Source organism: Clostridium sp. LIBA-8841, from assembly GCF_034439435.1.
In the GTDB taxonomy this organism is placed as follows: domain Bacteria; phylum Bacillota; class Clostridia; order Clostridiales; family Clostridiaceae; genus Sarcina.
In genome coordinates, this window is record NZ_JAPCKJ010000002.1 from 72,179 (window position 1) to 97,429 (window position 25,251).

Below are 25,251 nucleotides of genomic sequence, written 5' to 3' on the forward strand. Positions count from 1 at the left end.
AGATGAAGAATAAAGAAGTACAAAATCATAAATGTAAAAATACAAAATGCATAACTCAAGTAGAAAAATATGTTCCTCAAAGTTTTACTTTGATAGATGAAAAGAACGATACATATCATTGTGATTACTGCCACGCAGAAAACACTTTTCCAAAGTTTTAATTTGAGGAGGAAATAATTAAGATGGATTTGCTAATTAAAAATGTAAATTTAATAGATGAAAGTAACAACTTTTTTGGTGATATATATATAGAAAAAGGATTAATAAAAGAATTAGGAACTGAATTAAATAAAGAGTGTGAAACAATAGATGGTAAGGGCTTAGTACTTATGCCAGCATTCATAGATACTCATGCACACTTTAGAGATCCAGGATTTGAATATAAAGAGGATATAGAAAGTGGCTCTAAGGCGGCAGTAAGAGGAGGGTATACAACTGTAACTCTAATGCCAAACACTAAGCCAGTTTGTAGCTCAAAGGAAATTTTAGATTATGTAGTTAACAAAGGTAAGGATGTTGGACTAGCAGATTTATACCAAACAGTTTCTATAACTAAGGATTTATCAGGTGAGGAAATAAATCATCTAAATGAATTCAAAGGAGATCCTAATGTTAAGGCAATAACTGATGATGGTAAAGGCGTATCTGACTCTAAGATTATGATGGAAGCTATGAAGGTAGCTATGGAAAATAACTGGGTAGTAATGTCTCATGCAGAAAGCCCAGAATTTTCAAAAGTGGACATGCGTCTAGCTGAGAATATGATGACTTGGAGAGACATTGCCTTAGCAAAGTTTGTAGGTTGTAAGTTACACATGTCTCATGTCAGTACTAAGGAAGCTATAAAGTATATAATAGATGGAAAAAATGATGGAGTTAAAGTAACTTGTGAAGTAACTCCTCACCATATAGCTTTAAATAACAAGGTTAATAATTACAGAGTTAATCCTCCTATAAGAGAAGAAGAGGATGTTAACTTCATAATAAAAGCAATAAAAATGAATTATGTTGACTGTATAGGAACAGACCATGCTCCGCACTCAAAAGAAGATAAGGAAAAAGGAGCACCTGGCATGATTGGAATTGAACAAGCTTTCTCAATCTGCTATACGAAGTTAGTTAAAGAAAATCATATTAACTTAAATAAGCTAAGCCAATTAATGAGTGGAAATGCTGCTAAGTTATTAAATATAAATAAGGGAAAACTTCAACCAGGTTTTGCAGGAGATTTAGTTTTAGTAGATCTAAACAAGAAAAGAATATTAAAAGAAGAAGATATAGTATCTAGAAGTAAAAATACGCCATTTAATGGAATGGAATTTTACGGAGATGTGGTATTAACAATAAAAGACGGAAAAATAGTTTATAAAGGTGAGTTTTAGGAGGTATATATGATAGCTGATAAATTGTTTGAAAAGGTAGAAAAAAATGGATTGGTTTGTGTTGGATTAGACACTAGCTTAGACTATATACCAGAAGAATTCAAAAGTAAGTTTTCAAATGAAGCTGATATGTTATTCGCTTTCAATAAGGAAATTATAGATGCAACACTAGATGTATCTGCATGCTTCAAAGTTCAAATAGCTTACTATGAAGCTCTTGGTCTTAAGGGATTAGAAGCTTACAAAAATACATTAAGCTACTTAAGAGAAAAAGATGCTTTAATCATAGCTGATATAAAAAGAGGAGACATAGCAGCAACAGCGAAAATGTATGCAAAAGCTCACTTCGAAGGTGATTTTGAAAGTGACTTCATAACTTTAAACCCATACATGGGAATGGATAGTATAGATCCATACTTACCTTATATAGAGAAAAATGAAAAAGGAGTTTTTGTACTAGTAAGAACTTCAAACAAAGGAGCTGAAGATATAGAGTATCTGGAGGCTGGAAATGGAAAGAAAGTTTACGATGTAGTTGGAGAAAAGTTAAATACTTTAGGTAAAAACTACTTAGGAAAACATGGTTATAGCTCAATAGGTGGAGTTGTAGGATGTACTCACCAAGAAGAGGCAAAAGAAATGAGAGCTGAATTAGATACAATGCCATTCTTAATACCTGGATATGGTGCACAAGGTGGAACTGCAGAAGATGTAGCAGCTTACCTTAATAATGGAAATGGTGGAATTGTAAACTCTTCAAGAAAGATCTTATTAGCATACAAAGCTATGGAAGATAGTAAAAACTTTGCAGAGTGTGCTAGAAAAGAAGCGATTTCAATGAGAGATAGCATAAGAGAAGCAATTTTAAAATAGAGAGAACTTGGGAGGACAGATTATGGCTATGGAATATTTCAAAGGCAAAGTAAAAGAAAATATTGAATTAGTAGAGGGAATATACTCATTAATAGTAGGGCATGAAGCTAAAGTAAATGCAGGACAATTCTATATGATAAAAACTCCAAACACTTTCTTAGGAAGACCAATAAGTGTTTGTGAGGTAAATGAAAATGATGTACGTTTCGTGTATGCTACTATTGGAGCTGGAACAAATGAAATGAAAAAAATGATTCCTGGAGATGAAATAGAAATAATAGGTCCTTTAGGAAATGGCTTCGATGTAACTAAGGATTATGGAAGAGTTGCTTTAGTAAGTGGTGGTATAGGAACTGCACCAATGTTAGAACTTGCGAAAATGCTTAGAAAGAATAATCCAGAAATAAAAATGGATTTCTATGGTGGCTTTAGAGATGATATATACCTAGTAGATGAAATAGGAGAATATGTAGGAAAAACTAAAATTTCAACAAATACAGGTAAACATGGACACAAAGGTTTTGTAACAGAAATTCTTCCTCTTCAAAAGTATGATACAGTACTATGCTGTGGACCAGAGATTATGATGAAGAGGGTTGTTGAAATGTGCAAAGAGGCTGGTGTTAATGTGTATGTTTCTATGGAAAAGCACATGGCTTGTGGAGTAGGAGCTTGCTTAGTATGTACATGTAAAACAAAATCAGGAAATAAAAGAACTTGTAAAGATGGTCCAGTATTCAATGGCTTAGAAGTTGAATTATAATTTAGGAGGGGTTAAGTATGTTAAAGACAGTTATAAATGGAGTAGATTTTAAAAACCCTGTTATAGCAGCATCAGGTACTTTTGGTTTTGGAGCTGAATACAATAACTTCTATGATGTGGGAGAACTAGGGGGAATAAGTTCAAAAGGACTAACTCTTAATGGTAGAGAAGGTAATGAAGGAATAAGAATATATGAAACACCTCAAGGGATCATGAATTCAGTAGGACTTCAAAATCCAGGAATAGAAAAATTTATAGAAGTAGAACTTCCTAAAATGTTAGAACTAGATACAAACATAATAGCAAATGTAGGTGGAGCTACTATAGAAGATTATGAAAGAGCAGTTTCACTTTTAAATAAAGAAAAAGTAGACATGATAGAGTTAAACATCTCTTGTCCTAATGTAAAATCTGGGGGAATGGCCTTCGGAATACAATCAGATGTAGCTTATGAAGTAGTTTCTAAGGTAAGAAAAATTTGTGATAAGCCTCTAATGGTAAAATTATCACCAAATGCTGAAAATATATGCGACATGGCATATAGATGTGCAGAGGCTGGAGCGGATTCAATATCACTAATAAATACATTAAAAGGAATGGCAATAGATATAAAAAATAGAAAGCCAGTATTCAATAATGTGTATGCAGGACTTTCAGGTCCAGCTATAAAACCAGTAGCACTTAGAATGGTTCATGAAGTTGCTAAAACTGTAGATATTCCAGTAATAGGACTAGGTGGAATTTCAACAGCAGAGGATGCAATAGAATTTATGATGGCAGGAGCTTCTGCTATACAGATAGGAACAATAAACTTTGTAAATCCTAAAGCAGGTGTAGAAATAATAAAAGGTTTAGAAGGTTTCTGTAGAAGAGAAGGCTTAAAGAACATTAAAGAAATAGTAGGTTGCATAAAGTAGTAAGATTGTATTGAAACCTAACAATAAAACTTACAAATATATTCCGAGAATTATTAGATTTCGCTAAGAATTTATAGTTATTATTCCAAAAATATTACTAAAGCTTCGAAACTAGCTTCGCGTCGAACAATCTTAGCTTTTTAACGTAATATTTTCTACATAATAACTTAAATTCTAAAGCTTATCTAAATATCCTCTTCATACTATTTGTAAGTTTTATTAAAAGATAGTTGTACACAATCTTAGGTAAAGTAAATAAAATTAATTAAAGGAACAAATAAAAAGAAAAGTTTTGGAGGAGTTAAATATGAAAAATACAGACGTTATGGTTATAGATACATTAAAAGAGGTTGGAGCTTTATTAGAAGGACATTTCTTACTATCATCAGGAAGACACTCTAATAGATACTGCCAATGTGCTCAATTATTAAAACATCCAGATAAAGCTGAAAAAGTATTAAAAGTTGTTGCAGATCAATTAAAGGACATCGACTTTGACTTAGTTGTAGGACCAGCTATGGGAGGCGTTATAGTAGCTTACGAATTAGGAAGACAATTAGGTAAGCCAGCAATCTTCACTGAGAGAGTAGATGGAGAAATGACTCTTAGAAGAGGATTCACTATAGAAAAGGGACAAAAAGTAGTAATAACAGAGGATGTTGTAACTACAGGTAAGAGTTTTAAAGAAGCTGCAAAAGTAATTGAAGAACAAGGCGGAGAAGTTGTAGCAGTAGTTTGTATAGTAGATAGAACTCCAGGAAATGTAACAGACTTCCCAATGTATAGTTCAATAAAACTTGATATAGAAAGCTTTGAGGCAGAAAACTGCCCACTATGTAAAGAAGGTACACCTTACATTAAACCAGGTAGCAGAAACATAAAATAGTATAAAAACTTTAAATGAATTTATATATCAAATAAAAACTTCAGTACATATTGTACTGGAGTTTTTATATTTTACTAATTTGTTAAAATATTGTATTATAATTGGAATGTGTAAAAAATTAACTTATAATTTTAAATATACAATAAGTTCCAGTTTGATAGGGAGGAGATTAAATGATAACTACTTTATCAAAACATAGGAATAAGATTATAGGTTTAACTCTTTTTATAATTGCAATTATTATATTGGCTATGGTTCCCACAGATGATTTTCCATTTGATAAACCTAATCTTAAAATAACTTATGATAATGAAAAAGTTTCTACAATCAATGGAGAATTTAATTGGTTTAATAAAGAGTTAGGTGGAAACAGTACTTTTGCAGAGCCTTTAGAGAATTTAAATAAGCCAATATATGCAGAAGGCGGAGAAACACTCCAAATAAAGTTTTCTAAAGAACCTAATTCTGTAACTATCCAAGAACTGTCTACTACCCCTTATACAGATTATGAATATTTAAATGGAGATTCAAAGAAGGAATATTCTTTTATATTACCTAAAGAAAAGGGAGAATATTACTTTGAAGTGAAAGGAGTTTGGGATGAAACTCATAATATAGCTGAGATATTTAAGGTTTGCATTGAATAATATTAAATAGTTTATTCTTATTATTTTCATATTAAATATAATTGTTGTTTTAAAGAAGTAATGATAGTAATGTATGAAATATAAACAAGCGATAATTTAACTTGTCTATATTAATGATTTACTTATTTTTAGATTTTATAAAATTATATTAACTAAAGGGGAGAAATTTATGAGGGAAGAAGAGATTTTAAAATTTGAAAGTGAAGAAGAAAGAGTGTCCGCCTTATATGATATATTTAATGAAAGTACTAGGCTTTCATCAAAGGCTAATCAGGTTGAGTTTTTGACAACAGTAAGAAACATTGAAAAGTTTCTTAAACCAGGAATGAAGATTCTTGATTTAGGGGCTGGTACTGGAGAATATAGTCTATATTTTGCTAAAAAAGGTTTTCAAGTAACAGCTATTGAATTAGTTGAAAAACATGTTAAAGAAATCAAAGAAAAATGTGAGAAGGACATGAATTTAAGCGTTTTTCAAGGTAATGCATTAAACATATCTAATATTGAAGAAAATAGTTATGATATTGTACTATGTTTTGGTCCTCTATATCATTTAAGTAAGATTGAAGATAGAATGAAATCTATAGAAGAGGTAAAAAGAGTTTGTAAAGATAATGGAAAAATGTTTTTTGCCTTTATATCTAATGATATGGTAATAACTACAGAAACTATGTGTTATAATCCAAACTTTTTAAAAGGAGATGCTTATGATCATGAAACATTTAAGTTAGTTGATTATCCTTTTGTATTTCACAGTGTAGATCAGTGTAGAAAACTACTAAATGACTCTGGGGTTGAAATTATTTCTGAAATTGCTGCAGATGGATTAAGTGAGCTTTTAGCAGATAAAATAAATAATATGGATGAAGAGGACTATAATCTATGGTTAAATTATCATTATCATTGTTCGGAAAAACCAGAGTTTCTAGGATATAGTAACCATTTATTGTTTATAGCTGAAAAATAATATTATTTTTAATTAAAGAGGTTTTATGGATTTAGAAAAAGTAATTTTAAAAAAAGATTCAATTAATGATATAAAAAGTATAGCTTTATTATATGAAAGTGCAGGCTGGATTAATTATACTGAAGATTTAAATAAATTAGAAAGAGCATTTAAAAATTCACTAAAAATAACTTCAGCTTGGCATGGTGAAAAGTTAGTAGGTCTTATTAGAGTTGTTGGTGATGGTTTAACTATAATATATATACAAGATATAATTGTACTTCCTGAATATCAAGGAAATGGTATTGGGAGAGGATTAATTAATTCTGTATTAGATGAATATAAAAATGTTAGACAAAAAGTATTGATAAGTGATGATAAAGAAGCTTCAGTCGAGTTTTATAAAAAGGTTGGTTTTAAATCAATTGATAATTATAATGGAGTAGCTTTTGTAAATTATATAGAATAACTTTAAAATACAAAACCTCAGTAATTATTACTGAGGTTTTAATTATAAAATAATTAAGTTAATGACTTCATATACCTAAGATAATTTATAAGTGTTTTCTAAAGAATGCTTCCATAGCTCCGTTTTTATTTATTGAAGATATAAAACCACATTCTTTAAAACCTCTTCTCATATTCCATTTTTGAGCCTTTGTTAGAATTATTATTTAGGAACTTAATAATAATTCTGAATTTTTTTCAATCATTTGATTTACAACTCTAGCATTAAATTTCATAAAAAACCTTTCCTTATATCTATATTTATTTGACTTATTAAAATTACTATGATATTCTTATTTAGCAGTTGGTACTTAATGGTGCTGTAGCATAGAGCATGGATCTTTAACTGGAACCATGCTCTATTTTTTATGTTAATATAATTTTAGAGTATTAATATGTTTTTTTAATAAACATATATTAAATTTATTAAAGAAGAAATTTGAAAGGAAAAGGATAAGAGCATTGAATTTTTTAGAACTTGGAATAAATGAAAGATTAACAAAAAGACTATTAAAAAGTGGAATTAAAACTCCAACTAAAATACAAGAAGATAGCATACCGCATATATTAAATGGAGCTGATTTAATAGGTGAGGCAAAAACAGGAACAGGAAAAACTTTAGCATTTTTATTACCTACAGTACAAAATATTGATGAGAATAGCAAAGATACTCAAGTACTTGTTATATCACCTACAAGAGAACTTGCTATTCAGATAACTGATGAGGCGAAAAATTTAACTAAAGCAACATACATAAAAGTTTTAGCCGCATATGGTGGAAAGGATGTATCATCACAGGTTAATAAATTAAGACAATCTATACATATGGTAATAGCAACTCCTGGAAGATTGCTTGATCATATAGAAAGAAAAACTATAGATTTAAGTAAGATTAATACTGTTATAATTGATGAAGCTGATCAAATGCTTCTTATGGGATTTAGAAATGAAATTACAGAAATCATGAAGCATGTTCCAAAGAAAGCTCAAACACTTTGTTTTTCTGCAACTATGGATTCAGCAGTTAAAAAACTTGCTTATAGATACATGAATGATCCTATAATGGTAAAAGTTGAAGAAGAAACTCTAGTTGTTGATAAAATAAGACAAGAGGTAGTTGAAACAACAGATAGGTGGAAACAGGATGCTCTTTGTACAGTATTAGAAGAGGATAATCCTTTTATGGCTATAATATTCTGTAGAACAAAAAGAAGAGCTGATGAGCTTGAAGCAGGTTTTAGTAAAAGAGGAATAGCATGTGAAAAGATACATAGTGATGTTTCTCAAGCAAAGAGAGAAAAAATTATGAAGCAATTTAGAAAATGTACTATTCAATATCTTATTGCTACAGATGTTGCCTCAAGGGGAATAGATATAACAGGTGTAACTCATATATATAACTATGATATACCAGAAACTGTAGAAAGTTATGTTCATAGAATAGGAAGAACAGGTAGAGCTGGAGATGAAGGATATACATGTATGTTTATAGATCCAAAGAACCTACCTATGTTAAAACAAATTGAGGATACTTTACAAATAAGTATAAATAGAAGAGATGTAGATATAAAGAAAACTAAATAATAATTAACATAGCTATCTCCTATTACTAATTTTAGCGAATTGGAGATGGCTTTTTTTAGTTTATTAAGATCTAAATAATAAATGTAATCTTTCTACTTATTAGTTGATATTTAAAGGGATTTAAATTATAATTACTAAGAAATAATTATTATTATTTTGAATTAAGAGATGATTTATTTTGAATATTTTATTACAATAGAATAATAGACATGAAAATATATAATATTATCTTGGAAGAAAGTTTCAAGAATGATACAGGAGGAATTTTTAATATGAAATTAATATCATGGAATGTTAACGGCTTAAGAGCTTGTGTTAAAAAAGGATTTTTAGATTATTTTAAATCTGAAGATGCTGATATATTTTGTTTACAAGAAACTAAGTTACAAGAAGGACAAATAGAGTTAGATTTAGAGGGATATCACCAGTATTGGAATTATGCTGAGAAAAAAGGATATTCAGGTACTGCTATATTTACAAAGAAAGAACCCCTAAATGTTTATTATGGTATAAATATGGAACATCATGATAAAGAAGGGAGAGTTATAACTTTAGAGTTTGAGGACTTCTTTATGGTAACTGTATATACTCCAAACTCTCAAACAGCACTTGCTAGATTAGATTATAGAATGCAATGGGAAGATGATTTTAAAAACTATCTTTTAGAACTTTCTTCTAAAAAAGGTGTAGTTGTATGTGGTGATTTAAATGTTGCTCATAAAGAGATAGATTTAAAAAATCCTAAGTCAAATAGAAAGAATGCTGGTTTTACAGATGAAGAAAGAGATAAATTCTCTACTTTATTATCAAGTGGATTTATAGATACTTTCCGTTACTTCAATCCAGAGGTAGAGGGAATTTATTCCTGGTGGTCATATAGATTTAATGCGAGAAAGAATAATGCTGGATGGAGAATTGATTATTTCTTAGTTTCAAATAGTTTAGAGTCAAGAATAAAAGATGCTTTTATAGATACAGAGGTATTAGGATCAGATCACTGTCCTGTTAAATTAATAATGGATTAATACTTAAAATAATAAAAACGTGCAAACACAGTGTAAGTTGTTTGTACGTTTTTATTATCAAGTAATAATTTTAATAAATTTTAGCTAAAAGCTTTCTTTTCTTGTTTATATAATACTTTTGAAAGTGGTAATGCTATAACTATACCTACACCAGCTTGCATTATATTACCTATTATATCCTTTGCTGAATAAGCTAAAGCACCTATAAGAGTATTAGAACTTCCTGTGAATAGTAATGCTATGATTGCTCCAGCGAAGAAATATGCTACTACCATAAAAACTCCTGAAATTAAGAAAGGATTTAAATAACTCTTTCTATGATTAACTTCTAAAAGATATCCTGCTATATATGCCATTAAAGCCTTTATTATAAAAGTAAATGGTGCCCAAATTATATATCCACCATATAAGTCTACAAGAGCCATACCAATACCGCTTGCTATAGCACCTCTTTTTTTACCTAATAATGCTGCAGATAAAAGAACCATGCAATCGCCTAGTTGAACATAGCCTCCAAAGGTTGGTATTCTTATTAAGCTTGCTGCTATAAATATTATTGCGATCATTAATGCTGTAAAGACTGTTTTATGAAATCTATTATCCGTATTAATATTCATTTTTTTACCTCCTGAATAAAAAATATAGTTATATATTAAAATATTATTAATATATTATCAAATGTATGGGTACAATTATATTTTATATATTCCCTTTAAAATTTATTTATTTATGATATACTTTTAAATAATACATAAATGGAAACCATACAGAAGAGGAGAGAAAAATATGAAAAAGAAGAACATAGCAGCATTTTTTGATATTGATGGAACAATATACAGAGAAGGACTAATAACAGAAGTATTTAAAAAAATAATAAAATATGAATTAGTTGATGAAACTAAATGGTATAAAGATGTACGTCCTGCTTTTATAAAATGGGATAAGAGACAAGGTGATTATGATGAATATTTACTTAAAATGGTTGATATATATACTGAGGCAATAAAAGGCATAAGTAATTATCATATAGAATACATAGCTAAAAAAGTAATAGAACAAAAAGGCGATAGAGTATATACATTTACTAGAGAAAGAATTAAATGGCACAAAGAACAAGGACACATAGTAATAGCTATTTCTGGCTCACCATATGAACTGGTAAAAGAGATGTCAGGAAAATATAATATGAATGATTTCAAAGGTACTATATACAAACTTGATGATAATAATACATATAATGGAGATATAATACCTATGTGGGATTCAGAAAGTAAAGAAAAAGCTATTTTAGAATTAAAAGAAAAATATAACATAGATTTAGAAAATAGCTATGCTTATGGAGATACTTCAGGTGATTTTACTATGTTTAAAAGTGTTGGAATACCATATGCAATTAATCCAACAAGAGAACTTCTAACAAAAGTTCTTGACTGTGATGAAATTAAAGAAAAAATTAAAGTTATTGTCGAAAGAAAAGATGTTACTTATGACTTAGATATAAATAATCTAAAACTTCTATAATAAGAAAAGCAACCTTTCATAAGAAAGGTTGCTTTTCTTATGAAAGTTCGTAATTATACTTAAAAATACGGGGGTTATACTTTGGGTAGTCATCATAATATACGTATATATACGAATTATTATAGAATATATTTGTTTAATGTACATATTAGTTAGAGGGTTAAAGTGTACGTCAAAATTAGAAAAACAAGTTAGAAAACTATTTAAAACATATTTAAAACAAGAATCATTAAATAATATTGAAAACTTTATTTAAACTTATACTAAAATAGCACAATAATATATAATAATTTGCTATAATATGTATATAAAAAGCGAAATGTGTAAAAGGGGAGACTTATATGGGTAACATTAAATTTTGTTCTATCCTTATAAAGGATGATTTTAATAATATTTTAATTTCAAAAAGAAAAGGTAAAAAAGCTGATGAACACTTATGGTATCTTTTTGACAGAAAAATAAAGGGTAGAGAAACTCCAGAAAAATGTGCAAATAGGGCTATAAAAGAAGATTTAAAAACTATAGTTTTCGATTTAAAGGAATTATATGATTTTAATATTAATGAAGAGGAAAGTTTAAGAGTGTTTACAGGATCTTTAAAAGAAAAGGTTACTTGTGGTGCAAACATAACTGCATACAAATGGATAAATAAAGATGAATTAAGTAACTATACTTTTGCAGATGGAGAATTAGAAAAGATAAACGCTTTTTTTGAGACTATATAAAACATGCCAATATTGGCATGTTTTTCTTTTATTGTTATAATAAAATTGTGAGGTGATTATTATGACATTATTAAGAAAGAAAATTTTAGGAGAAGATTTTCATGTTACTATAAAACCTATATATAATAGAGATGATACATTAGCATTTACTTTTTCACCAGATCAGAAGAGGGTAGAGGTTGGTGAAGAGATTACAATTACAGTAAAACATCCCACAGAAAAATATGATGCTTTCTGTGATGAATTAGTAGAACTTATAGCTAGATATCAAGAGATATAAAAAATACATATAAAAAAACAGTCCTTATGGACTGTTTTTTTATATTATTTTTCAGCAGTTTTTCCTATGAATTTATGTACAATTTTTTCACATGGTGGCATGAAAAATTGGATAGCCGGACCTGTGAAAAGAACTGCTATTATTGTACCAACACCAACAACACCAGCTAATAAGTAACCAACTACTAAGAAACTTAAATCTAAGCCGATACGTATCCAACGGTATTGGAAATTAGTTTTATCTCTTATTATAAGAGGAACTAAATCGTTTGGTGCAACTCCTAATTCAGTACTAACTAAGAATGAGAATCCTATAGCTATTATTATACAGCTTAAAGCTACAATCACACATTTTACAGGTAAGTTAAAACTACTAAGTGAAGTATCTAATCCAGCCTTTTGTAATAATCCCATAATAAAATCTATAGTAGGTCCTATTACTAATACAAGTACAAAAGTTCCAACTTTAAGTTGTTTTCTGTCAATAACGAAAATTCCAATAACTAAAGTAATAAGTATTATCATATTAGCTGTTCCAGTTGAAATACTTAAAGCTTTTGAAAGCCCTTGAGTAAATACAGTGAAAGGATCTGATCCTGCACCACTTAATAAAAATATTACAACGCCTAATTGTATGATTGCCATTCCTAATAAGAAAAATATAAGTTTAGGAATAAATTTTTCTTTTTTCATTTTTTAATACACTCCTTAATTTTTGAGTTTTGTGAATCGTATTATTGAATGTGAATTTAATATTTAACGTGTATTTAAAAACTTAAAAGAATACCAAACAAAATGATTATACAAGTTGTTCATCAATATGTCAAATATATTTAATAAACACATAAATTCTTTCACAATTTAATGATAAAATGGATAATAAAACTATATTATTTGTATAGATAAGAAAAATTGAAATGTAGGTAATTTTATCTTATAATTATTACGTTAGATATAGAGAGGTGACAAATATGAATGATAATAAGACTAAAGAACATATTGCTAGAATAGCAAAAGCTTCAACATATTTCATTTTTAAGAATGGTCCTGTAAATAAAATTCATAAGGAAAATAAAATTTCTGATGAAGAACTTAAAGAGATGCAAGAGTATATGCAAAATCACTTAGCATATCTTTATGAGGTTTTACTTGAAGAAGGTAATCTTAAAAAATATGAACTTATAATGAATACTATGAATCAATTCTATGTAAATGATGATACTGAAGTAGTATTAGCTGATGAGGGATTTGATGCTTTATATGAGCAATTATTCCCCAAAAGCAATAATATAATTATTAAATAAAAAAATGACTATGAGAATTTCTCATAGTCATTTTTTAATTACAACTAACCTCTGGAAGAAACTCTTCTTTAGCCTCTTCAATTTTAAGATTAGATTTTTTATTTCTTCTTAGGATAGACTCTACTATTATTGCTATAGCTCCATCACCTGTTACATTTGTTGCTGTACCAAAACTATCCTGTGCAGCATGTAATGCTATCATTAATGATTTTTCCACATTACCAAAGCCAAGCATACTTTCAAGTAAACCTAGAGAAGCCATAACACCACCACCAGGTACTCCTGGTGCTGCTACCATAGTTACTCCTAACATAACTATGAAAGGTAACATAAGTGATAATGTTGGAACTTGTCCTTTCATATACATTACAGCCATAGAAGCAAGTACTAAAGTTATAGTATCACCAGCCAAGTTTATTGTAGCTCCTAAAGGTATAACAAAGTCTGCAACATCTTCATCGACTTTATTTTCTATAGTACAGTTTAAAGTAACTGGAATTGTAGCTGCTGATGATTGAGTACCTAAAGCTGTCATATATGCAGGAATCATATTTTTTAACAGTTTAAATGGATTTTGTTTCTTTATAGTTCCAGCTAAAACATATTGAACTAATAAATAAGCTCCTTGTATTGAGAAAAGAACTACGTAAACAAGTCCAAAAGATTTTAAAGTAGTAAATATTTCACCATTATAGCTTAACTTAGCAAATATTGAAAGAATATATACTGGAACTAATGGTATTAAAAGATTTTTTATTGTTAATGAAACAACATGATTAAACTCTTCAGATACTTTTAATAAGTAACTATTTTTTATTCTTGATATTCCTATACCTAATAAGAATGCAAAAACCAAAGCAGACATAACACTAAACATTGGAGGTATGTCTATTGCGAAGTATGGTTCAACATTTACAGAGCTAGTACTTAAAGAAGCACTTACTATAAATTTAGGAAGTAATGAACGTCCTATAAAGAATGTTATTATACCTATTAAAAATGTTGATGCATATGCTATTAAAGTTGTTACTAAAAGTCCTTTTCCTGATTTGCTTCCTAAAGATGCGATTCCAGGTACTATAAATCCAACTATTATAAGTGGTATTAAAAAACTAAGTAAGTTTCCGAATAATCCATTGAAGGTCATTAATGCCCTAACGGGTATATCAAAATTTATGTAGGAACAACCTAGCCCAATCAGTATTCCTAAAATGATTGCAAAAAATATTCTCTTTATTAAAGATAAATTTTTCATAATAGCCCCCTTCTTGTATTTTTATTAAATACATCTGTTCTTTGTATGAGTACATATTACTATAATTAATATTTAAAGTCAAGGTAATTATTAATTATAGTAATAAAATATATTCTTTTTATAAATGTAATTTATTGATTGGGTTTCATTAACAATAAAAAAAGATTGACAATTTGTAAATTAAACTGCATAATTATTAATATAAAGTGAATAACTGAGATAGAGGCGCGATGATTAATAGTATCTTTGCAGAGGTAAGCACTATGAAGCAAAGAGAAAGGATGAATCGCCGAAACCAGTAGAAGAGGCTTTAATTCTATTAGGTTGGGGTTGCATATAATATATGTAACACTGTCACAATTAGTTTTGTGGTGTGCTATCATGAAAGAAGAGTATTGTTTAATAAGACTTTACAAACCCTTAAGCATGAAACCACGCTTAAGGGTTTCTTTTGTTAGCGGAACTTAGTTATCACTTATGGGTTAATTATTAAAACCATAAGGAGGACTAAAAAATGAGTCAGGAACAAAATACTAATCTAAAAAGGGGATTAAAATCAAGACATCTTAGTATGATTGCAATGGGTGGAGCCATAGGTACAGGTATTTTCTTAGCAATGGGAGATACTTTGCATCAAGCAGGTGTTGGAGGAGCTTTTGTAGCTTACGGAGTAATAGGAATAATGGTTTATTTCTTATGTACAAGCTTAGGAGAAATGGCAACATATATGCCAGAGACAGGTTCCTTTGGAACTTATGCAACAAAATTCGTAGATCCAGCCTTTGGATTTGCTTTAGGATGGAACTATTGGTATAACTGGGCTATAACAATAGCAGCAGAGATGGTTGCAGGTTCTTTATTAATGAAATTCTGGTTTCCAAATGTTCCAGCTATGGTATGGAGTGCGTTATTTTTAGTAATTATATTAGGTCTTAATTTATTATCTGCTAAAGCTTACGGAGAATCAGAATTTTGGTTTGCAGCAGTAAAAGTTGCTACTGTTATTATTTTCTTAATTATAGGAGTTCTTATGATATTTGGAATAATAGGAGGAGAAAAAGTAGGCTTTAAAAATTTCTATGCTAATGGTGGTCCATTTATTGGAGGAGCAAAATCTATATTCATGATTTTCTTAATAGCTGGCTTCTCATTTCAAGGAACTGAGTTAGTAGGGGTTGCCGCTGGAGAAAGTGAAGATCCTGAAAAAAATGTACCAAAGGCAGTTAACACAATCTTCTGGAGAATTTTATTATTTTATTTAGGAACAATCTTAGTAATTGGAGCTTTAGTACCTAATGCTCAAGCAGGAGTAGAAACAAGTGCTTTCACAGTAGTTTTTGAAAAAATAGGGCTAGCTGGTGCGGCATCTGTTATGAATGCAATAATACTTACATCAGTTTTATCAGCTGGTAACTCAGGAATGTATGCATCTAGTAGAATGCTTTATGCTATGGCTAAAAGTGGAATGGCACCTAAGATATTTCAAAAAACAAATTCTAGAGGAGTGCCAGTTAATGCAATAATATTAACAACAATAATTGCTAGTTTATGTTTCTTAACAGGTATTTATGCTGAGAATACTGTATATGTATGGCTTGTAGCAGCATCTGGTTTATCTGGATTTATAGCATGGCTTGGTATTGCAATATGTCACTATAGATTTAGAAGAGCTTATGTAGCACAAAGGAAAGATATGAGTAAATTAGTTTATAAAGCTAAATTATTTCCACTTGGACCTATAATTGCTTTAATATTATGTGGAATAATCGTTTTAGGACAAGGATATGCTTATTTAGATGTTAGAAATGGAATAGACTGGGGTGGGTTAATTTCATCATATATAGGAATTCCTTTATTCCTAGGTTTATTTTTCTACTATAAATTTAAACATCATACTAAATTAATAAAATTAGAAGATGTTGATTTAAGTAGAGATAATTTTAATTACCATGAATTAGAAGATGTTGATTTACCTTTAGAAGAATTTAAAGATGTTTATTAATTAAAGGGAATTTTAAATAGTATACAATTTCAAAAAGAGTCTATTACAAATAGGCTCTTTTTTATTAGGTTTTATTTAAAGGTGGAGTAGAGAAGTGTATAATTTTAAAAAAGAGACAGTATTTTAATTAAATAAAATACTGCCTCTTTTATTTTCTTACTAATAAATTTGTTTAATTACATAGCTTTGATCAGTTAAAGCCTTTTTAATTTCAGCAATATGAGAATGACCATTAGTTTCTAAGGTTATTTCTATAACCATATTTTTAAGCGCATCTGTTGCCTTAAAATTATTGTGTTCAAGTTTTACTATATTAGCATTTACGTCTGTAAGTATTTTTGAAATTCTAAAAATTTGTCCTGGCTTATGAGGAACTTCTAAGCTAAATCCAAAAAGTCTACCTTTAGAAACTAAAGCGCTATTTATTAATGAGGTTATGGTAACCATATCTATGTTACCACCACTTATTATTGATACTATATTTTTATCTTTAAAATTCAATTTAGAAGAGGCAGCTAAAGAAACAGCTCCTGAAGCTTCAGCTAAAAGTTTGTGCTTTTCACTTAAGGTAAAGAAAGCTTCAACTATTTCATGGTCTGAAACTGTTATTATATCATCTACATATTCTTTTATGAAATTAAAGGTTAAATCACCAGGTTTTTTTACAGCAATACCATCTGCAATTGTATCTACAGATTTTAAATTGATTATTTCTCCTGATTTAAAACTTTGTTCCATAGCATTAGCACCTTCAGCTTGAACTCCTATTATTTTTACATTAGGATTTAATTCCTTAGCAGCTAAAGAGACTCCACTTATAAGACCACCTCCACCAATTGGACAAAGAATAACATCTACATCTTTTAAATCTTCGAAAATTTCTAAAGCTACAGTACCTTGACCATATATTACATCGATGTCATTAAATGGATGTATAAATAAAGTACCTTCTTCTTCTTCTATTCTTTTAGCTTCGTTAAAAGCATCATCATATACATATCCTGATAAAACAACATTTCCACCTAAATCTTTTGTAGATTGAATTTTTAATAGAGGAGTTGTTTTAGGCATTACTATTGTTGATTTAACACTTGCTTGAGAAGCGGCAAAAGCTACACCTTGAGCATGATTCCCAGCAGAAGAACATACAACGCCTCTTGCTTTTTCTTTCTCTGATAAGGATCTTATCTTATTTAATGCGCCTCTAATTTTATAAGCACCTGTTAATTGTAAGTTTTCACATTTCATATACACTTGATTCTCAGATTTCCTTGAGAATACCTCACTATATATTAAAGGTGTTTTTATAACTATATCTTCTATATTCTTTTTTGCTTTAATAATTTTTTCTAAATACAAAATAATCACCTCTCATTTATGTAAACCTTTTATATATTAATTATAACAAACAAAAATAATTTTTTACAGAGAATATTTTTTGAAAATACATGCAAAATAATAGTAAAGGAAGGTGATAATTTATGTCAGATTCTATAGTTAAAGTAAAAAAGAATAGTAGTGGAGAAATTACAGATTACGTTTTAAGTAACGGAAAAACTGTTTCTAAAGCTGAAGGTGTAAGACTTGCAGAAGAGGGAATGATTGATGGTGTTATAATTTCTCATTCTAAAAAAGGTGAAGCTTATTTAAGAAGTATCCCTGATGGAAAAGAAAGTAATAACCTAGACGAATTATCATAATTACATCTTTATAGTATAAGAAAACAAAAGGATGATAACAAGAATATAGTTAACTTCCTTTTGTTTTCTTATTAATATCTAAAAACGATATTAGAATAGTGAGAAATTTGAATATATATTTGTAATGTAAGAAATATTACGTTTTTTTAATCTCGTCATGTATATTATTTTGGAAATTGGTCATAATTAAAATATATCAATCGATATTGGTCATAATTAAAATATATCAATCGATATTGTTATTGTATTACATGTATATGTATTACTTAATGTATTACGATTTGATAATATATAATCGTTCTTTGATTTGAAGAATTGAATTAAGAATTAAAACCACAAACTATGGTTCAAACACAACTAAAAATTTATTTTAAAGTTGTTTTTAAAATACAAATATGAATTTCTTAAAATACCCCTAATTTATAACTTCGCTAAATATACATTTAGCGAAGTTATTGCGTTTTTTAAGTAAATATGCTACAATATAGTCATATCAAGGCTTTGAAAGGATTTTAGACTATGAATAATAAACAAAATCAATTCGAAAATTTTCAATACTCACAGGAAATCAAAGAATTACTCAATATAAATTTAAGTAATGATGATTTAACTAATCTAGATCATATATATAACTATTACGATTCTCAAAATATTCAACGTGACTACGAAGATTTAATTGAAGATATTTATATTTTAATCTTTAAAAGAAATCTAAGTAATACAGAATTGGCAGATATATATAAGATTAATCAAAGAATAATAAAAAGATGGATAAAAGAACTTGGGATGGACAAGCTCTTAGAGGTAGAAAAGGACATCAATTCTGTTGAAAAATCAAATTTTAAAAATGAATTAAACGATGAATCATACAAAAATAAAAATCTTAAATTTGATTTTTTAGAGAAATCGAGATATCCAAAACGAGTTATGGAGTTCCTAAATTACCTAGAAAATGTAAAAGGTAAATCTTTGAATACAATAAAAGGATACTCTGTTGATTTAGGATTATTTTTTAAATTTTTAAAAGTATATAAAGGTTTAGAAAATAATATTGAATTAGAAAAAATCGAAGAAGTTGAAATTTCTGAGTTAAGTGATAATTTTATAAAAGACATAACCTTATCTGATATATATGCATTTTTGGCTTTTTTAGAAAAGGTAAGAAATAATAGCGCTTATGCAAGAGCAAGAAAGGTTGCTACATTAAAGTCTTTCTTTAAGTTTTTAAATTCAAAAATAAAAATAATAGATGAAAATCCAACTGTAGAACTAGAATCACCTAAAATAAATAAAAGACACCCAGTTTATTTGACTTTAGATCAAAGTATAACTGTATTGAATTCGATGGATCAAACAAATAAAAACTATCATAGAGATTACTGCATACTTACTTTATTTTTGAACTGCGGAATGAGATTATCTGAGCTTTGTAACATACAAATAGAAAAAATAAAAGGAGATACCTTAACTATCATAGGTAAAGGTAACAAAGAAAGAACTGTATATTTAAATGAGGCTTCGATTTCTGCTATAGATAGTTATTTAAAAAACAGAAATGATTCAAAAGCTACGGAAGAAGCTAAAAAATATCTATTTTTATCTAGTAAATATAGACCTATAAATAAAAGAAGTGTTGAAATGTTAGTTAAAAAACATATAGAAAATGCAGGGTTTAAAGATCAAAAATATACCCCTCATAAACTTAGACACACAGCTGCTACGCTAATGTATAAGTATGGAAATGTAGATATAAGAAGCTTGCAGAATATCTTAGGGCACGAAAATATTTCTACCACTCAAATTTATACCCATGTAGATGATGAAACTCTAAGAAAAGCTGTTAACACTAACCCTTTAGCTAATATTAAATAGTTTAATTTGGTTAGATTTTATATCTAAAAATCTGAAATTATAAAGAAAATACGGGTATAGAACATATGTTCTATATCCGTATTTTTAGCACTTTTATCTATAAAACTACTCTTTTATTTTTAGTTTTCTAACGCCTGGGAATATTTCTTCTGTCATTTCTTCCATTGTTAAATCATCATTTAAATCTATGTCTTCAAGATATTCTATATGATCAAAAGCATCTTCGTATTCATCTTGCTTCGCTAAATACTCTTCCCAAGTTTCTGTTGTAAGTTCTTCTTCAACATTATCATCTATTTCTTCTTGCTCTTCTTCAGAAAGTTTCTTAAGAGCTTCTTCTATTTTTTTATTTTCCTCAACTTCTTTTGCTATATCAGCTATTTTTATAGCTTTTGTATCTACTCCTTGCATCTCTAAACAATCACCGCAATTGTCGCAAATTTTTCCGTTATATACATCACAATAATCATCGTTGTTAAATTCTTTTTTATCCATAAAGTCACCTCTTATTTTCAAAATCCATCTTTCCATTATAACAAATAAGTTAATTTTTATCAAATAAGACTCTTTTTATCCTTAAAAGTATATCTACTCTCTTTCTTTTTTATAGAAAATAGAAGTTAAATTTTCTCTTTTAAAAATCCTTTTATAATTTTATAGATATGAGAACATAAGTTTGCTATGTTGCTATTCATATGGTATAATATTACCAAAGAATCGTGAGGTGCAATTACTATGATAGTTAAGGAAAGTTCAGATAAACAAACTCAAATATATAATTTTTTAGTTGAATTTACAAAGTCAAAGGGGTATCCACCTTCAGTTAGGGAGATATGTCAAGCTGTTAGCTTGAAATCAACTTCAACTGTTCATGGACATTTAAAAAGATTGGAAAAAAAAGGATTAATATATAGGGATCCAACTAAACCGAGAGCTTTAGAAATAGTGGAATTATCTACTGAAGAAAAAGAGCTTATAGACATTCCTATTATAGGAAAAGTTACTGCTGGTATGCCTATTTTAGCTACAGAAAATATAGAAGATATGTTTCAAATTCCTATAAACTACGTTAAGCATAATAATGAATTATTTATTTTAAAAGTTACTGGAGACAGTATGATAGAATGTGGAATATTAGATGGTGATTTGGCAATAATAGAGCAAAAAAACATAGCTTCAAATGGTGATATAGTTGTGGCTTTAATAGAAAATGAAGCAACCATAAAAAGATTCTTTAAAGAAAATGGATTTATAAGGCTTCAACCAGAAAACAAAAATTATGAACCTATAATAGTTCCAGACTGTTCTGTTTTAGGTAAATTAGTAGGAATATATAGAGCGTATTAATAAAAAAAGAAAGCATCATTTGGTGCTTTCTTTTTTTATTTTAGGAGTTTAATTTGTTTTCTAAAACTTCTTTTTCGTGTTTTAAAGTTCTTATATCTAATTCTAAGCTCTTCTTTTCTAAATCTAACTTATTATCAAATGCCTCTCTAAGCTTCTTAGACTCTTTTTCCAACATTTTAGAGTATTTATCCTCTAATAGCTCTAATTCTTTCTTGTGGTCCTTTCTCATGGCTTCTATAAGCTTTCTATAAGATTCCATCTCTTCCTTATAAGAATTTTCTTTTTCTACATAGAAATCTATTCTTTCTTTAAAAGAGTTTTTTTCTAATTCTAAAGCTTTTATATGAGATTTTTGTTCTTTTATAGAATCTCTTTCCTCTTCTAACCTTCTTTTTAACTCTTCATTTTCCTCTTTTAAAGATTCTAAAGGTTTTAGAGATGCTATTTCTTCCTTGTTTTTTTCTATTAAATCATAGTTTCTAGATACTAATTGAGATAAAGTACTCTTATCCTTTTCTAATGCTTTAATAGTTTCTTTAAGTTCTTCAACTTCCTTTGTTTTAGCTCTAAGTTCTTCTTTTAAAGTCTTATCTCTTTCTATAAACTCTTCTTCTCTTTTTTGTAGTCTCTCTATGGTTACATCTTTTATGGAAAGTTTCTTTACAAACTCCTCTTCTGCTCTTTTCCCTGCATCCTCACTCATTTGAAGAGATGTTAAGAATAATTGATTTATCTTATTTAAATAATCTTGGAAAGATTCTATTTCTAATTTTCTTTCTATTAATGTTGATTTAGAATTCTCTAATTCGTATAAAGATATTAAAGCATCTAGACATTGTCCTTGGTTACCAAATTCATCAGATGCTATTTTTTTAAATTTATCGAAAGTTTCTTCAGTGACTCTGAAGCTTTTTACCTTTAATTCTTTGTTTCTACTCTCTTCCAAAACTATGTCCACCTTTCTCCTTGTAATACGTAATGTAATTGTATATTTGTAATACGTAATAATAACGCTGTATTAATTATACAATATTAAAGTAATTTATTCCATAAAAAAACACCTTAAGTTATAAAAACTTAAAGTGTTTAGAGTTAAAATCTTATTTAAAAATGTTGTTTAAAGCTATTAAGACACCGATTTTAGCGTGATCAAAAGTTAATCCACCTTGTAAATAAGCTATATAAGGCTCTCTTATAGGTGCATCTGCTGAAAGCTCTATAGAAGAACCTTGAATAAAGGCACCAGCTGCCATAATAACTTCATCTGCATATCCTGGCATAGCCCATGGTTCACATTCAACGAAAGAATCTATTGGTGATGCATATTGAACACCCTTACAGAATTTTATAAGCTTTTCTTTATCATTGAATTTTATAGCTTGAATTATATCACTTCTCTTATCTGTATATTTAGGAAGCACCTCAAAACCTGCAAGTTCCATTATTCTAGAACAGAATATAGCACCCTTTAAAGCTTCTATAGCAACATGAGGAGCTAAGAATAATCCTTGATAGAAGTCTTTCATTACTCCAAAAGTACATCCACACTCTGCTCCTATACCTGGTACAGTTAGTCTATAAGATGCTTGCTCTACATATTTTTCTTTTCCTACTATGTATCCACCAGTTGGAGCTATTCCTCCACCTATGTTTTTAATTAATGATCCTGCAATTAAATCAGCACCAACATCTGTAGGTTCTATTATATCTATGAACTCTCCATAACAGTTATCAACAAATACTATTAAATCTTCTCTTAATTCTTTTATCGCTTTTATAGCTTCTCCTAATTCTGTAACTTGGAAAGCATTTCTCCAACCATAACCAGTTGATCTTTGCATATGTATTAACTTTATTGAGTCATCTTCTTTAATCATCTCTAAAGCTTTTTCTATATCAATTTTTCCGTCAATAAGATCTACTTGCTTATAATTAACACCATATTCTTTTAATGATCCTATGTTTTCTTCTCCACTTATACCAATTACACTATGTAAAGTATCATATGGACTACCAGTAACAGCTAATATAGTATCTCCAGGTCTTAAGTTACCAAATAAAGCTGTTCCTAAAGCATGAGTTCCATTAACAAAGTGTGGTCTAACTAAAGCTTTTTCAGCATTAAAGATTCTTGCATAAACTAAATCTAAAGTATCTCTTCCAACATCTCCATATCCATAACCAGTTGAATTAGTGAAGTGGCTATCTGAAATTTTCTCTTCTTGGAAAGCTTTAAGAACTTTTAATTGATTAAATTCTCTTATTTCATCATATATTTTAAATTCATTTTCTACATCAATTATAGCTTGATTATAAAGCTTTAAAGTTTCATCTGTGAAACCGTATTGTTCTTTTAGTAATTCTATAGTTGCATTAAGCATTATTATACCCCCGCATTATTAAAATATCGTACATTTATAAATCTTATCATATAGAAAAAAAATAGGCAAACCAATAAAGGTTTACCTATTTTTTTCTATATATTTAATTATCAAAAACTTGTGCATTATTAAATAAAATAGGTTTAGCTGGTGATACTGTGCTTATAGCATGCTTATAAACAAGTTGTTGTTTTCCATCACTATCTAAAACTACTGTAAAACTATCGAACCCTTTAACAATACCCTTTAATTGAACCCCATTTACTAAAAAGATTGTTACATGTATTCTTTCCTTTCTTGCATTGTTTAAGAATATATCTTGTAGGTTATTGATTGACTTATTCATTCTATTGCCCTCCATAAATTTTAATCTAACTTAATTATAAACCTAAGCTTTTATTATGTCATTAATAATTTTATTAGAAATCTCTTCTTCTGAATCAAAGATATCCTTATCTATAAATATAGCCCTAGGATCCTTTCTAAACCATGTAAGTTGACGTTTAGCATAATTTCTGCTACCTTGCTTAATCATCTCTATACACGTCTCTAAAGATATTTTTCCATCAAGATAATATAAAACTTCCTTATACCCTATGCCTTTCATAGATTGCATATCATCAGTAAGCCCCATATCTTTAAGAGTTTTAACCTCTTCTAAAAGACCTTTTTCAAACATTATATCAACTCTTTTGTTTATTCTATCATAAAGCTTTGTTCTATCCATATTAAGTACATAATAATATATATTATATGGAGTTTCGTAAATACTATTCTTAGCTTTAAAAGATGAAAAAGGTTTCCCAGTTAACTTATAAGTTTCTAAAGCTCTAATAACTCTTTTTCTATTGTTAAAATGTATAGAATTATAACTTTCTAAATCAATATCTTTAAGCATTTCATGCAGATATTCATTACCATGCTCATCAGCTATTTTTTCAAGTTCTTCTCTATATTCTTCATCCTTATCACTTTCAGCAAAATTCATATTGCATATGATTGAATTTATATAAAGACCTGTTCCTCCTACTAATATAGGAAGTTTTTCTCTATTTTGAATATCTTTGATTTTCTCTGTAGCCAATTCTTTAAATTCAGCTACGCTAAACTCCTTACTAGGATCAACAAAATCTATTAGATAATGAGGAATTCCTCCCATTTCTTCTTTAGATATTTTAGCTGAGCCTATATCCATGTACTTATAGATTTGCATAGAGTCAACAGAGATTATTTCACCATTTAACTTCTTTGCTAGATCTACTGAAAGGTCACTTTTTCCTACGGCTGTTGGCCCAGCAATAATAAGTAAATCATTATTCATTTAAATTGTCTCTC

28 protein-coding genes and 1 riboswitch are annotated in these 25,251 nt (G+C 28.7%); of the genes, 19 read left to right on the forward strand and 9 right to left on the reverse strand.

The window, feature by feature from the left end; translation table 11 throughout:
- Positions 1 to 2 precede the first annotated feature (2 nt).
- The 11 genes from OIF33_RS06005 (at position 3) to OIF33_RS06055 (ending at position 9,530) form a co-directional block, all read left to right on the forward strand.
- Complete coding sequence (locus OIF33_RS06005) at positions 3 to 161, forward strand: aspartate carbamoyltransferase (protein WP_322503317.1); 159 nt, start codon at positions 3 to 5, stop codon at positions 159 to 161.
- 21 nt (positions 162 to 182) lie between these two features.
- Positions 183 to 1,382, forward strand: a complete 1,200-nt coding sequence (locus tag OIF33_RS06010) for a dihydroorotase (RefSeq protein WP_322503318.1) — start codon at positions 183 to 185, stop codon at positions 1,380 to 1,382.
- A gap of 9 nt (positions 1,383 to 1,391) precedes the next feature.
- Complete coding sequence (gene pyrF, locus OIF33_RS06015; RefSeq protein WP_322503319.1) at positions 1,392 to 2,255, forward strand: orotidine-5'-phosphate decarboxylase; 864 nt, start codon at positions 1,392 to 1,394, stop codon at positions 2,253 to 2,255.
- A 22-nt stretch (positions 2,256 to 2,277) separates the two neighbouring features.
- Positions 2,278 to 3,018 (forward strand): dihydroorotate dehydrogenase electron transfer subunit, encoded by a 741-nt coding sequence (locus OIF33_RS06020; RefSeq protein WP_322503320.1) that lies wholly within the window; start codon positions 2,278 to 2,280, stop codon positions 3,016 to 3,018.
- Positions 3,019 to 3,035: 17 nt separating this feature from the next.
- The gene (locus OIF33_RS06025) at positions 3,036 to 3,935 is read left to right on the forward strand and encodes a dihydroorotate dehydrogenase (protein WP_322503321.1); all 900 of its coding nucleotides are present in this window, start codon (positions 3,036 to 3,038) and stop codon (positions 3,933 to 3,935) included.
- Between the two features lie 307 nt (positions 3,936 to 4,242).
- Positions 4,243 to 4,821, forward strand: coding sequence for an orotate phosphoribosyltransferase (pyrE, locus tag OIF33_RS06030; RefSeq protein WP_322503322.1), 579 nt, complete (start codon positions 4,243 to 4,245; stop codon positions 4,819 to 4,821).
- Positions 4,822 to 4,994: 173 nt separating this feature from the next.
- Positions 4,995 to 5,468, forward strand: coding sequence for a glutaminase (locus tag OIF33_RS06035; RefSeq protein WP_322503323.1), 474 nt, complete (start codon positions 4,995 to 4,997; stop codon positions 5,466 to 5,468).
- Between the two features lie 169 nt (positions 5,469 to 5,637).
- Complete coding sequence (locus OIF33_RS06040) at positions 5,638 to 6,435, forward strand: class I SAM-dependent methyltransferase (RefSeq protein WP_322503324.1); 798 nt, start codon at positions 5,638 to 5,640, stop codon at positions 6,433 to 6,435.
- A gap of 25 nt (positions 6,436 to 6,460) precedes the next feature.
- Entirely contained in the window at positions 6,461 to 6,883 is a 423-nt protein-coding gene (locus OIF33_RS06045) for a GNAT family N-acetyltransferase (protein WP_322503325.1), read from the forward strand.
- A gap of 500 nt (positions 6,884 to 7,383) precedes the next feature.
- A complete protein-coding gene (locus tag OIF33_RS06050) occupies positions 7,384 to 8,505 on the forward strand; it encodes a DEAD/DEAH box helicase (protein ID WP_322503326.1) in 1,122 nt (373 codons plus the stop codon).
- A gap of 272 nt (positions 8,506 to 8,777) precedes the next feature.
- Positions 8,778 to 9,530: an exodeoxyribonuclease III gene (locus OIF33_RS06055; RefSeq protein ID WP_322503327.1), complete on the forward strand. Its 753-nt coding sequence runs from the start codon at positions 8,778 to 8,780 to the stop codon at positions 9,528 to 9,530.
- 80 nt (positions 9,531 to 9,610) lie between these two features.
- Here the strand turns inward: OIF33_RS06055 and OIF33_RS06060 are convergent, their stop codons facing one another.
- Complete coding sequence (locus tag OIF33_RS06060) at positions 9,611 to 10,147, reverse strand: ECF transporter S component (RefSeq protein ID WP_322503328.1); 537 nt, start codon at positions 10,145 to 10,147, stop codon at positions 9,611 to 9,613.
- Between the two features lie 169 nt (positions 10,148 to 10,316).
- Between OIF33_RS06060 and OIF33_RS06065 the strand changes: the two genes are divergently transcribed.
- From OIF33_RS06065 to OIF33_RS06075, 3 genes are all read left to right on the forward strand, one after another.
- Positions 10,317 to 11,051 carry an HAD-IB family hydrolase gene (locus tag OIF33_RS06065; protein ID WP_322503329.1) on the forward strand — a complete coding sequence of 245 codons (735 nt, stop codon included), beginning with the start codon at positions 10,317 to 10,319 and terminating at the stop codon, positions 11,049 to 11,051.
- A gap of 341 nt (positions 11,052 to 11,392) precedes the next feature.
- Positions 11,393 to 11,776 carry an NUDIX domain-containing protein gene (locus OIF33_RS06070; protein ID WP_322503330.1) on the forward strand — a complete coding sequence of 128 codons (384 nt, stop codon included), beginning with the start codon at positions 11,393 to 11,395 and terminating at the stop codon, positions 11,774 to 11,776.
- Positions 11,777 to 11,837: 61 nt separating this feature from the next.
- The gene (locus tag OIF33_RS06075) at positions 11,838 to 12,056 is read left to right on the forward strand and encodes a hypothetical protein (protein WP_322503331.1); all 219 of its coding nucleotides are present in this window, start codon (positions 11,838 to 11,840) and stop codon (positions 12,054 to 12,056) included.
- Between the two features lie 44 nt (positions 12,057 to 12,100).
- Here OIF33_RS06075 and OIF33_RS06080 read toward each other — a convergent pair whose 3' ends face one another.
- Positions 12,101 to 12,748: a YczE/YyaS/YitT family protein gene (locus tag OIF33_RS06080; protein ID WP_322503332.1), complete on the reverse strand. Its 648-nt coding sequence runs from the start codon at positions 12,746 to 12,748 to the stop codon at positions 12,101 to 12,103.
- Positions 12,749 to 13,026: 278 nt separating this feature from the next.
- On the opposite strand from OIF33_RS06080, the gene OIF33_RS06085 reads away from it, so the two are divergent.
- Complete coding sequence (locus OIF33_RS06085; protein ID WP_322503333.1) at positions 13,027 to 13,359, forward strand: hypothetical protein; 333 nt, start codon at positions 13,027 to 13,029, stop codon at positions 13,357 to 13,359.
- A gap of 34 nt (positions 13,360 to 13,393) precedes the next feature.
- Here OIF33_RS06085 and OIF33_RS06090 read toward each other — a convergent pair whose 3' ends face one another.
- Complete coding sequence (locus tag OIF33_RS06090; RefSeq protein ID WP_322503334.1) at positions 13,394 to 14,614, reverse strand: dicarboxylate/amino acid:cation symporter; 1,221 nt, start codon at positions 14,612 to 14,614, stop codon at positions 13,394 to 13,396.
- A 212-nt stretch (positions 14,615 to 14,826) separates the two neighbouring features.
- Positions 14,827 to 15,001: riboswitch (Lysine riboswitch) on the forward strand.
- Between the two features lie 127 nt (positions 15,002 to 15,128).
- Between OIF33_RS06090 and OIF33_RS06095 the strand changes: the two genes are divergently transcribed.
- Positions 15,129 to 16,616: an amino acid permease gene (locus OIF33_RS06095; RefSeq protein ID WP_322503335.1), complete on the forward strand. Its 1,488-nt coding sequence runs from the start codon at positions 15,129 to 15,131 to the stop codon at positions 16,614 to 16,616.
- A 159-nt stretch (positions 16,617 to 16,775) separates the two neighbouring features.
- Here OIF33_RS06095 and ilvA read toward each other — a convergent pair whose 3' ends face one another.
- Positions 16,776 to 17,975, reverse strand: a complete 1,200-nt coding sequence (gene ilvA / locus OIF33_RS06100; RefSeq protein WP_322503336.1) for a threonine ammonia-lyase — start codon at positions 17,973 to 17,975, stop codon at positions 16,776 to 16,778.
- A gap of 122 nt (positions 17,976 to 18,097) precedes the next feature.
- Between ilvA and OIF33_RS06105 the strand changes: the two genes are divergently transcribed.
- On the forward strand, positions 18,098 to 18,316 hold the full coding sequence (locus tag OIF33_RS06105; RefSeq protein WP_322503337.1) for a DUF3892 domain-containing protein: 219 nt from the start codon (positions 18,098 to 18,100) through the stop codon (positions 18,314 to 18,316).
- Positions 18,317 to 19,243: 927 nt separating this feature from the next.
- Entirely contained in the window at positions 19,244 to 20,188 is a 945-nt protein-coding gene (locus OIF33_RS06110) for a tyrosine recombinase XerC (RefSeq protein ID WP_322503824.1), read from the forward strand.
- 105 nt (positions 20,189 to 20,293) lie between these two features.
- On the opposite strand, the gene OIF33_RS06115 is transcribed toward OIF33_RS06110, so the two are convergent.
- Complete coding sequence (locus OIF33_RS06115; RefSeq protein ID WP_322503338.1) at positions 20,294 to 20,683, reverse strand: hypothetical protein; 390 nt, start codon at positions 20,681 to 20,683, stop codon at positions 20,294 to 20,296.
- Between the two features lie 240 nt (positions 20,684 to 20,923).
- On the opposite strand from OIF33_RS06115, the gene lexA reads away from it, so the two are divergent.
- Entirely contained in the window at positions 20,924 to 21,535 is a 612-nt protein-coding gene (gene lexA, locus OIF33_RS06120; RefSeq protein WP_322503339.1) for a transcriptional repressor LexA, read from the forward strand.
- Positions 21,536 to 21,575: 40 nt separating this feature from the next.
- Here lexA and OIF33_RS06125 read toward each other — a convergent pair whose 3' ends face one another.
- The 4 genes from OIF33_RS06125 to miaA all read right to left on the reverse strand — a co-directional run bounded on the left by OIF33_RS06125 (position 21,576) and on the right by miaA (position 25,237).
- Positions 21,576 to 22,481, reverse strand: a complete 906-nt coding sequence (locus tag OIF33_RS06125; RefSeq protein WP_322503340.1) for a hypothetical protein — start codon at positions 22,479 to 22,481, stop codon at positions 21,576 to 21,578.
- 154 nt (positions 22,482 to 22,635) lie between these two features.
- Positions 22,636 to 23,916, reverse strand: a complete 1,281-nt coding sequence (locus OIF33_RS06130; RefSeq protein WP_322503341.1) for a methionine gamma-lyase family protein — start codon at positions 23,914 to 23,916, stop codon at positions 22,636 to 22,638.
- Positions 23,917 to 24,019: 103 nt separating this feature from the next.
- The gene (gene hfq, locus OIF33_RS06135) at positions 24,020 to 24,262 is read right to left on the reverse strand and encodes an RNA chaperone Hfq (protein ID WP_322503342.1); all 243 of its coding nucleotides are present in this window, start codon (positions 24,260 to 24,262) and stop codon (positions 24,020 to 24,022) included.
- Between the two features lie 42 nt (positions 24,263 to 24,304).
- Positions 24,305 to 25,237, reverse strand: coding sequence for a tRNA (adenosine(37)-N6)-dimethylallyltransferase MiaA (miaA, locus tag OIF33_RS06140; protein ID WP_322503343.1), 933 nt, complete (start codon positions 25,235 to 25,237; stop codon positions 24,305 to 24,307).
- Positions 25,238 to 25,251: the final 14 nt, after the last annotated feature.

Excerpts from the sequence above, each read along its gene's own strand:
- OIF33_RS06005 (WP_322503317.1), top strand. The coding sequence starts at position 3 with ATGAAGAATAAAGAAGTACAAAATCATAAATGTAAAAATACAAAATGC.
- OIF33_RS06010 (WP_322503318.1), top strand. The coding sequence starts at position 183 with ATGGATTTGCTAATTAAAAATGTAAATTTAATAGATGAAAGTAACAAC.
- pyrF (WP_322503319.1), top strand. The coding sequence starts at position 1,392 with ATGATAGCTGATAAATTGTTTGAAAAGGTAGAAAAAAATGGATTGGTT.
- OIF33_RS06020 (WP_322503320.1), top strand. The coding sequence starts at position 2,278 with ATGGCTATGGAATATTTCAAAGGCAAAGTAAAAGAAAATATTGAATTA.
- OIF33_RS06025 (WP_322503321.1), top strand. The coding sequence starts at position 3,036 with ATGTTAAAGACAGTTATAAATGGAGTAGATTTTAAAAACCCTGTTATA.
- pyrE (WP_322503322.1), top strand. The coding sequence starts at position 4,243 with ATGAAAAATACAGACGTTATGGTTATAGATACATTAAAAGAGGTTGGA.
- OIF33_RS06035 (WP_322503323.1), top strand. The coding sequence starts at position 4,995 with ATGATAACTACTTTATCAAAACATAGGAATAAGATTATAGGTTTAACT.
- OIF33_RS06040 (WP_322503324.1), top strand. The coding sequence starts at position 5,638 with ATGAGGGAAGAAGAGATTTTAAAATTTGAAAGTGAAGAAGAAAGAGTG.
- OIF33_RS06045 (WP_322503325.1), top strand. The coding sequence starts at position 6,461 with ATGGATTTAGAAAAAGTAATTTTAAAAAAAGATTCAATTAATGATATA.
- OIF33_RS06055 (WP_322503327.1), top strand. The coding sequence starts at position 8,778 with ATGAAATTAATATCATGGAATGTTAACGGCTTAAGAGCTTGTGTTAAA.
- OIF33_RS06060 (WP_322503328.1), bottom strand. The coding sequence starts at position 10,147 with ATGAATATTAATACGGATAATAGATTTCATAAAACAGTCTTTACAGCA.
- OIF33_RS06065 (WP_322503329.1), top strand. The coding sequence starts at position 10,317 with ATGAAAAAGAAGAACATAGCAGCATTTTTTGATATTGATGGAACAATA.
- OIF33_RS06070 (WP_322503330.1), top strand. The coding sequence starts at position 11,393 with ATGGGTAACATTAAATTTTGTTCTATCCTTATAAAGGATGATTTTAAT.
- OIF33_RS06075 (WP_322503331.1), top strand. The coding sequence starts at position 11,838 with ATGACATTATTAAGAAAGAAAATTTTAGGAGAAGATTTTCATGTTACT.
- OIF33_RS06080 (WP_322503332.1), bottom strand. The coding sequence starts at position 12,748 with ATGAAAAAAGAAAAATTTATTCCTAAACTTATATTTTTCTTATTAGGA.
- OIF33_RS06085 (WP_322503333.1), top strand. The coding sequence starts at position 13,027 with ATGAATGATAATAAGACTAAAGAACATATTGCTAGAATAGCAAAAGCT.
- OIF33_RS06090 (WP_322503334.1), bottom strand. The coding sequence starts at position 14,614 with ATGAAAAATTTATCTTTAATAAAGAGAATATTTTTTGCAATCATTTTA.
- OIF33_RS06095 (WP_322503335.1), top strand. The coding sequence starts at position 15,129 with ATGAGTCAGGAACAAAATACTAATCTAAAAAGGGGATTAAAATCAAGA.
- OIF33_RS06105 (WP_322503337.1), top strand. The coding sequence starts at position 18,098 with ATGTCAGATTCTATAGTTAAAGTAAAAAAGAATAGTAGTGGAGAAATT.
- OIF33_RS06110 (WP_322503824.1), top strand. The coding sequence starts at position 19,244 with ATGGAGTTCCTAAATTACCTAGAAAATGTAAAAGGTAAATCTTTGAAT.
- OIF33_RS06115 (WP_322503338.1), bottom strand. The coding sequence starts at position 20,683 with ATGGATAAAAAAGAATTTAACAACGATGATTATTGTGATGTATATAAC.
- lexA (WP_322503339.1), top strand. The coding sequence starts at position 20,924 with ATGATAGTTAAGGAAAGTTCAGATAAACAAACTCAAATATATAATTTT.
- OIF33_RS06130 (WP_322503341.1), bottom strand. The coding sequence starts at position 23,916 with ATGCTTAATGCAACTATAGAATTACTAAAAGAACAATACGGTTTCACA.
- hfq (WP_322503342.1), bottom strand. The coding sequence starts at position 24,262 with ATGAATAAGTCAATCAATAACCTACAAGATATATTCTTAAACAATGCA.
- miaA (WP_322503343.1), bottom strand. The coding sequence starts at position 25,237 with ATGAATAATGATTTACTTATTATTGCTGGGCCAACAGCCGTAGGAAAA.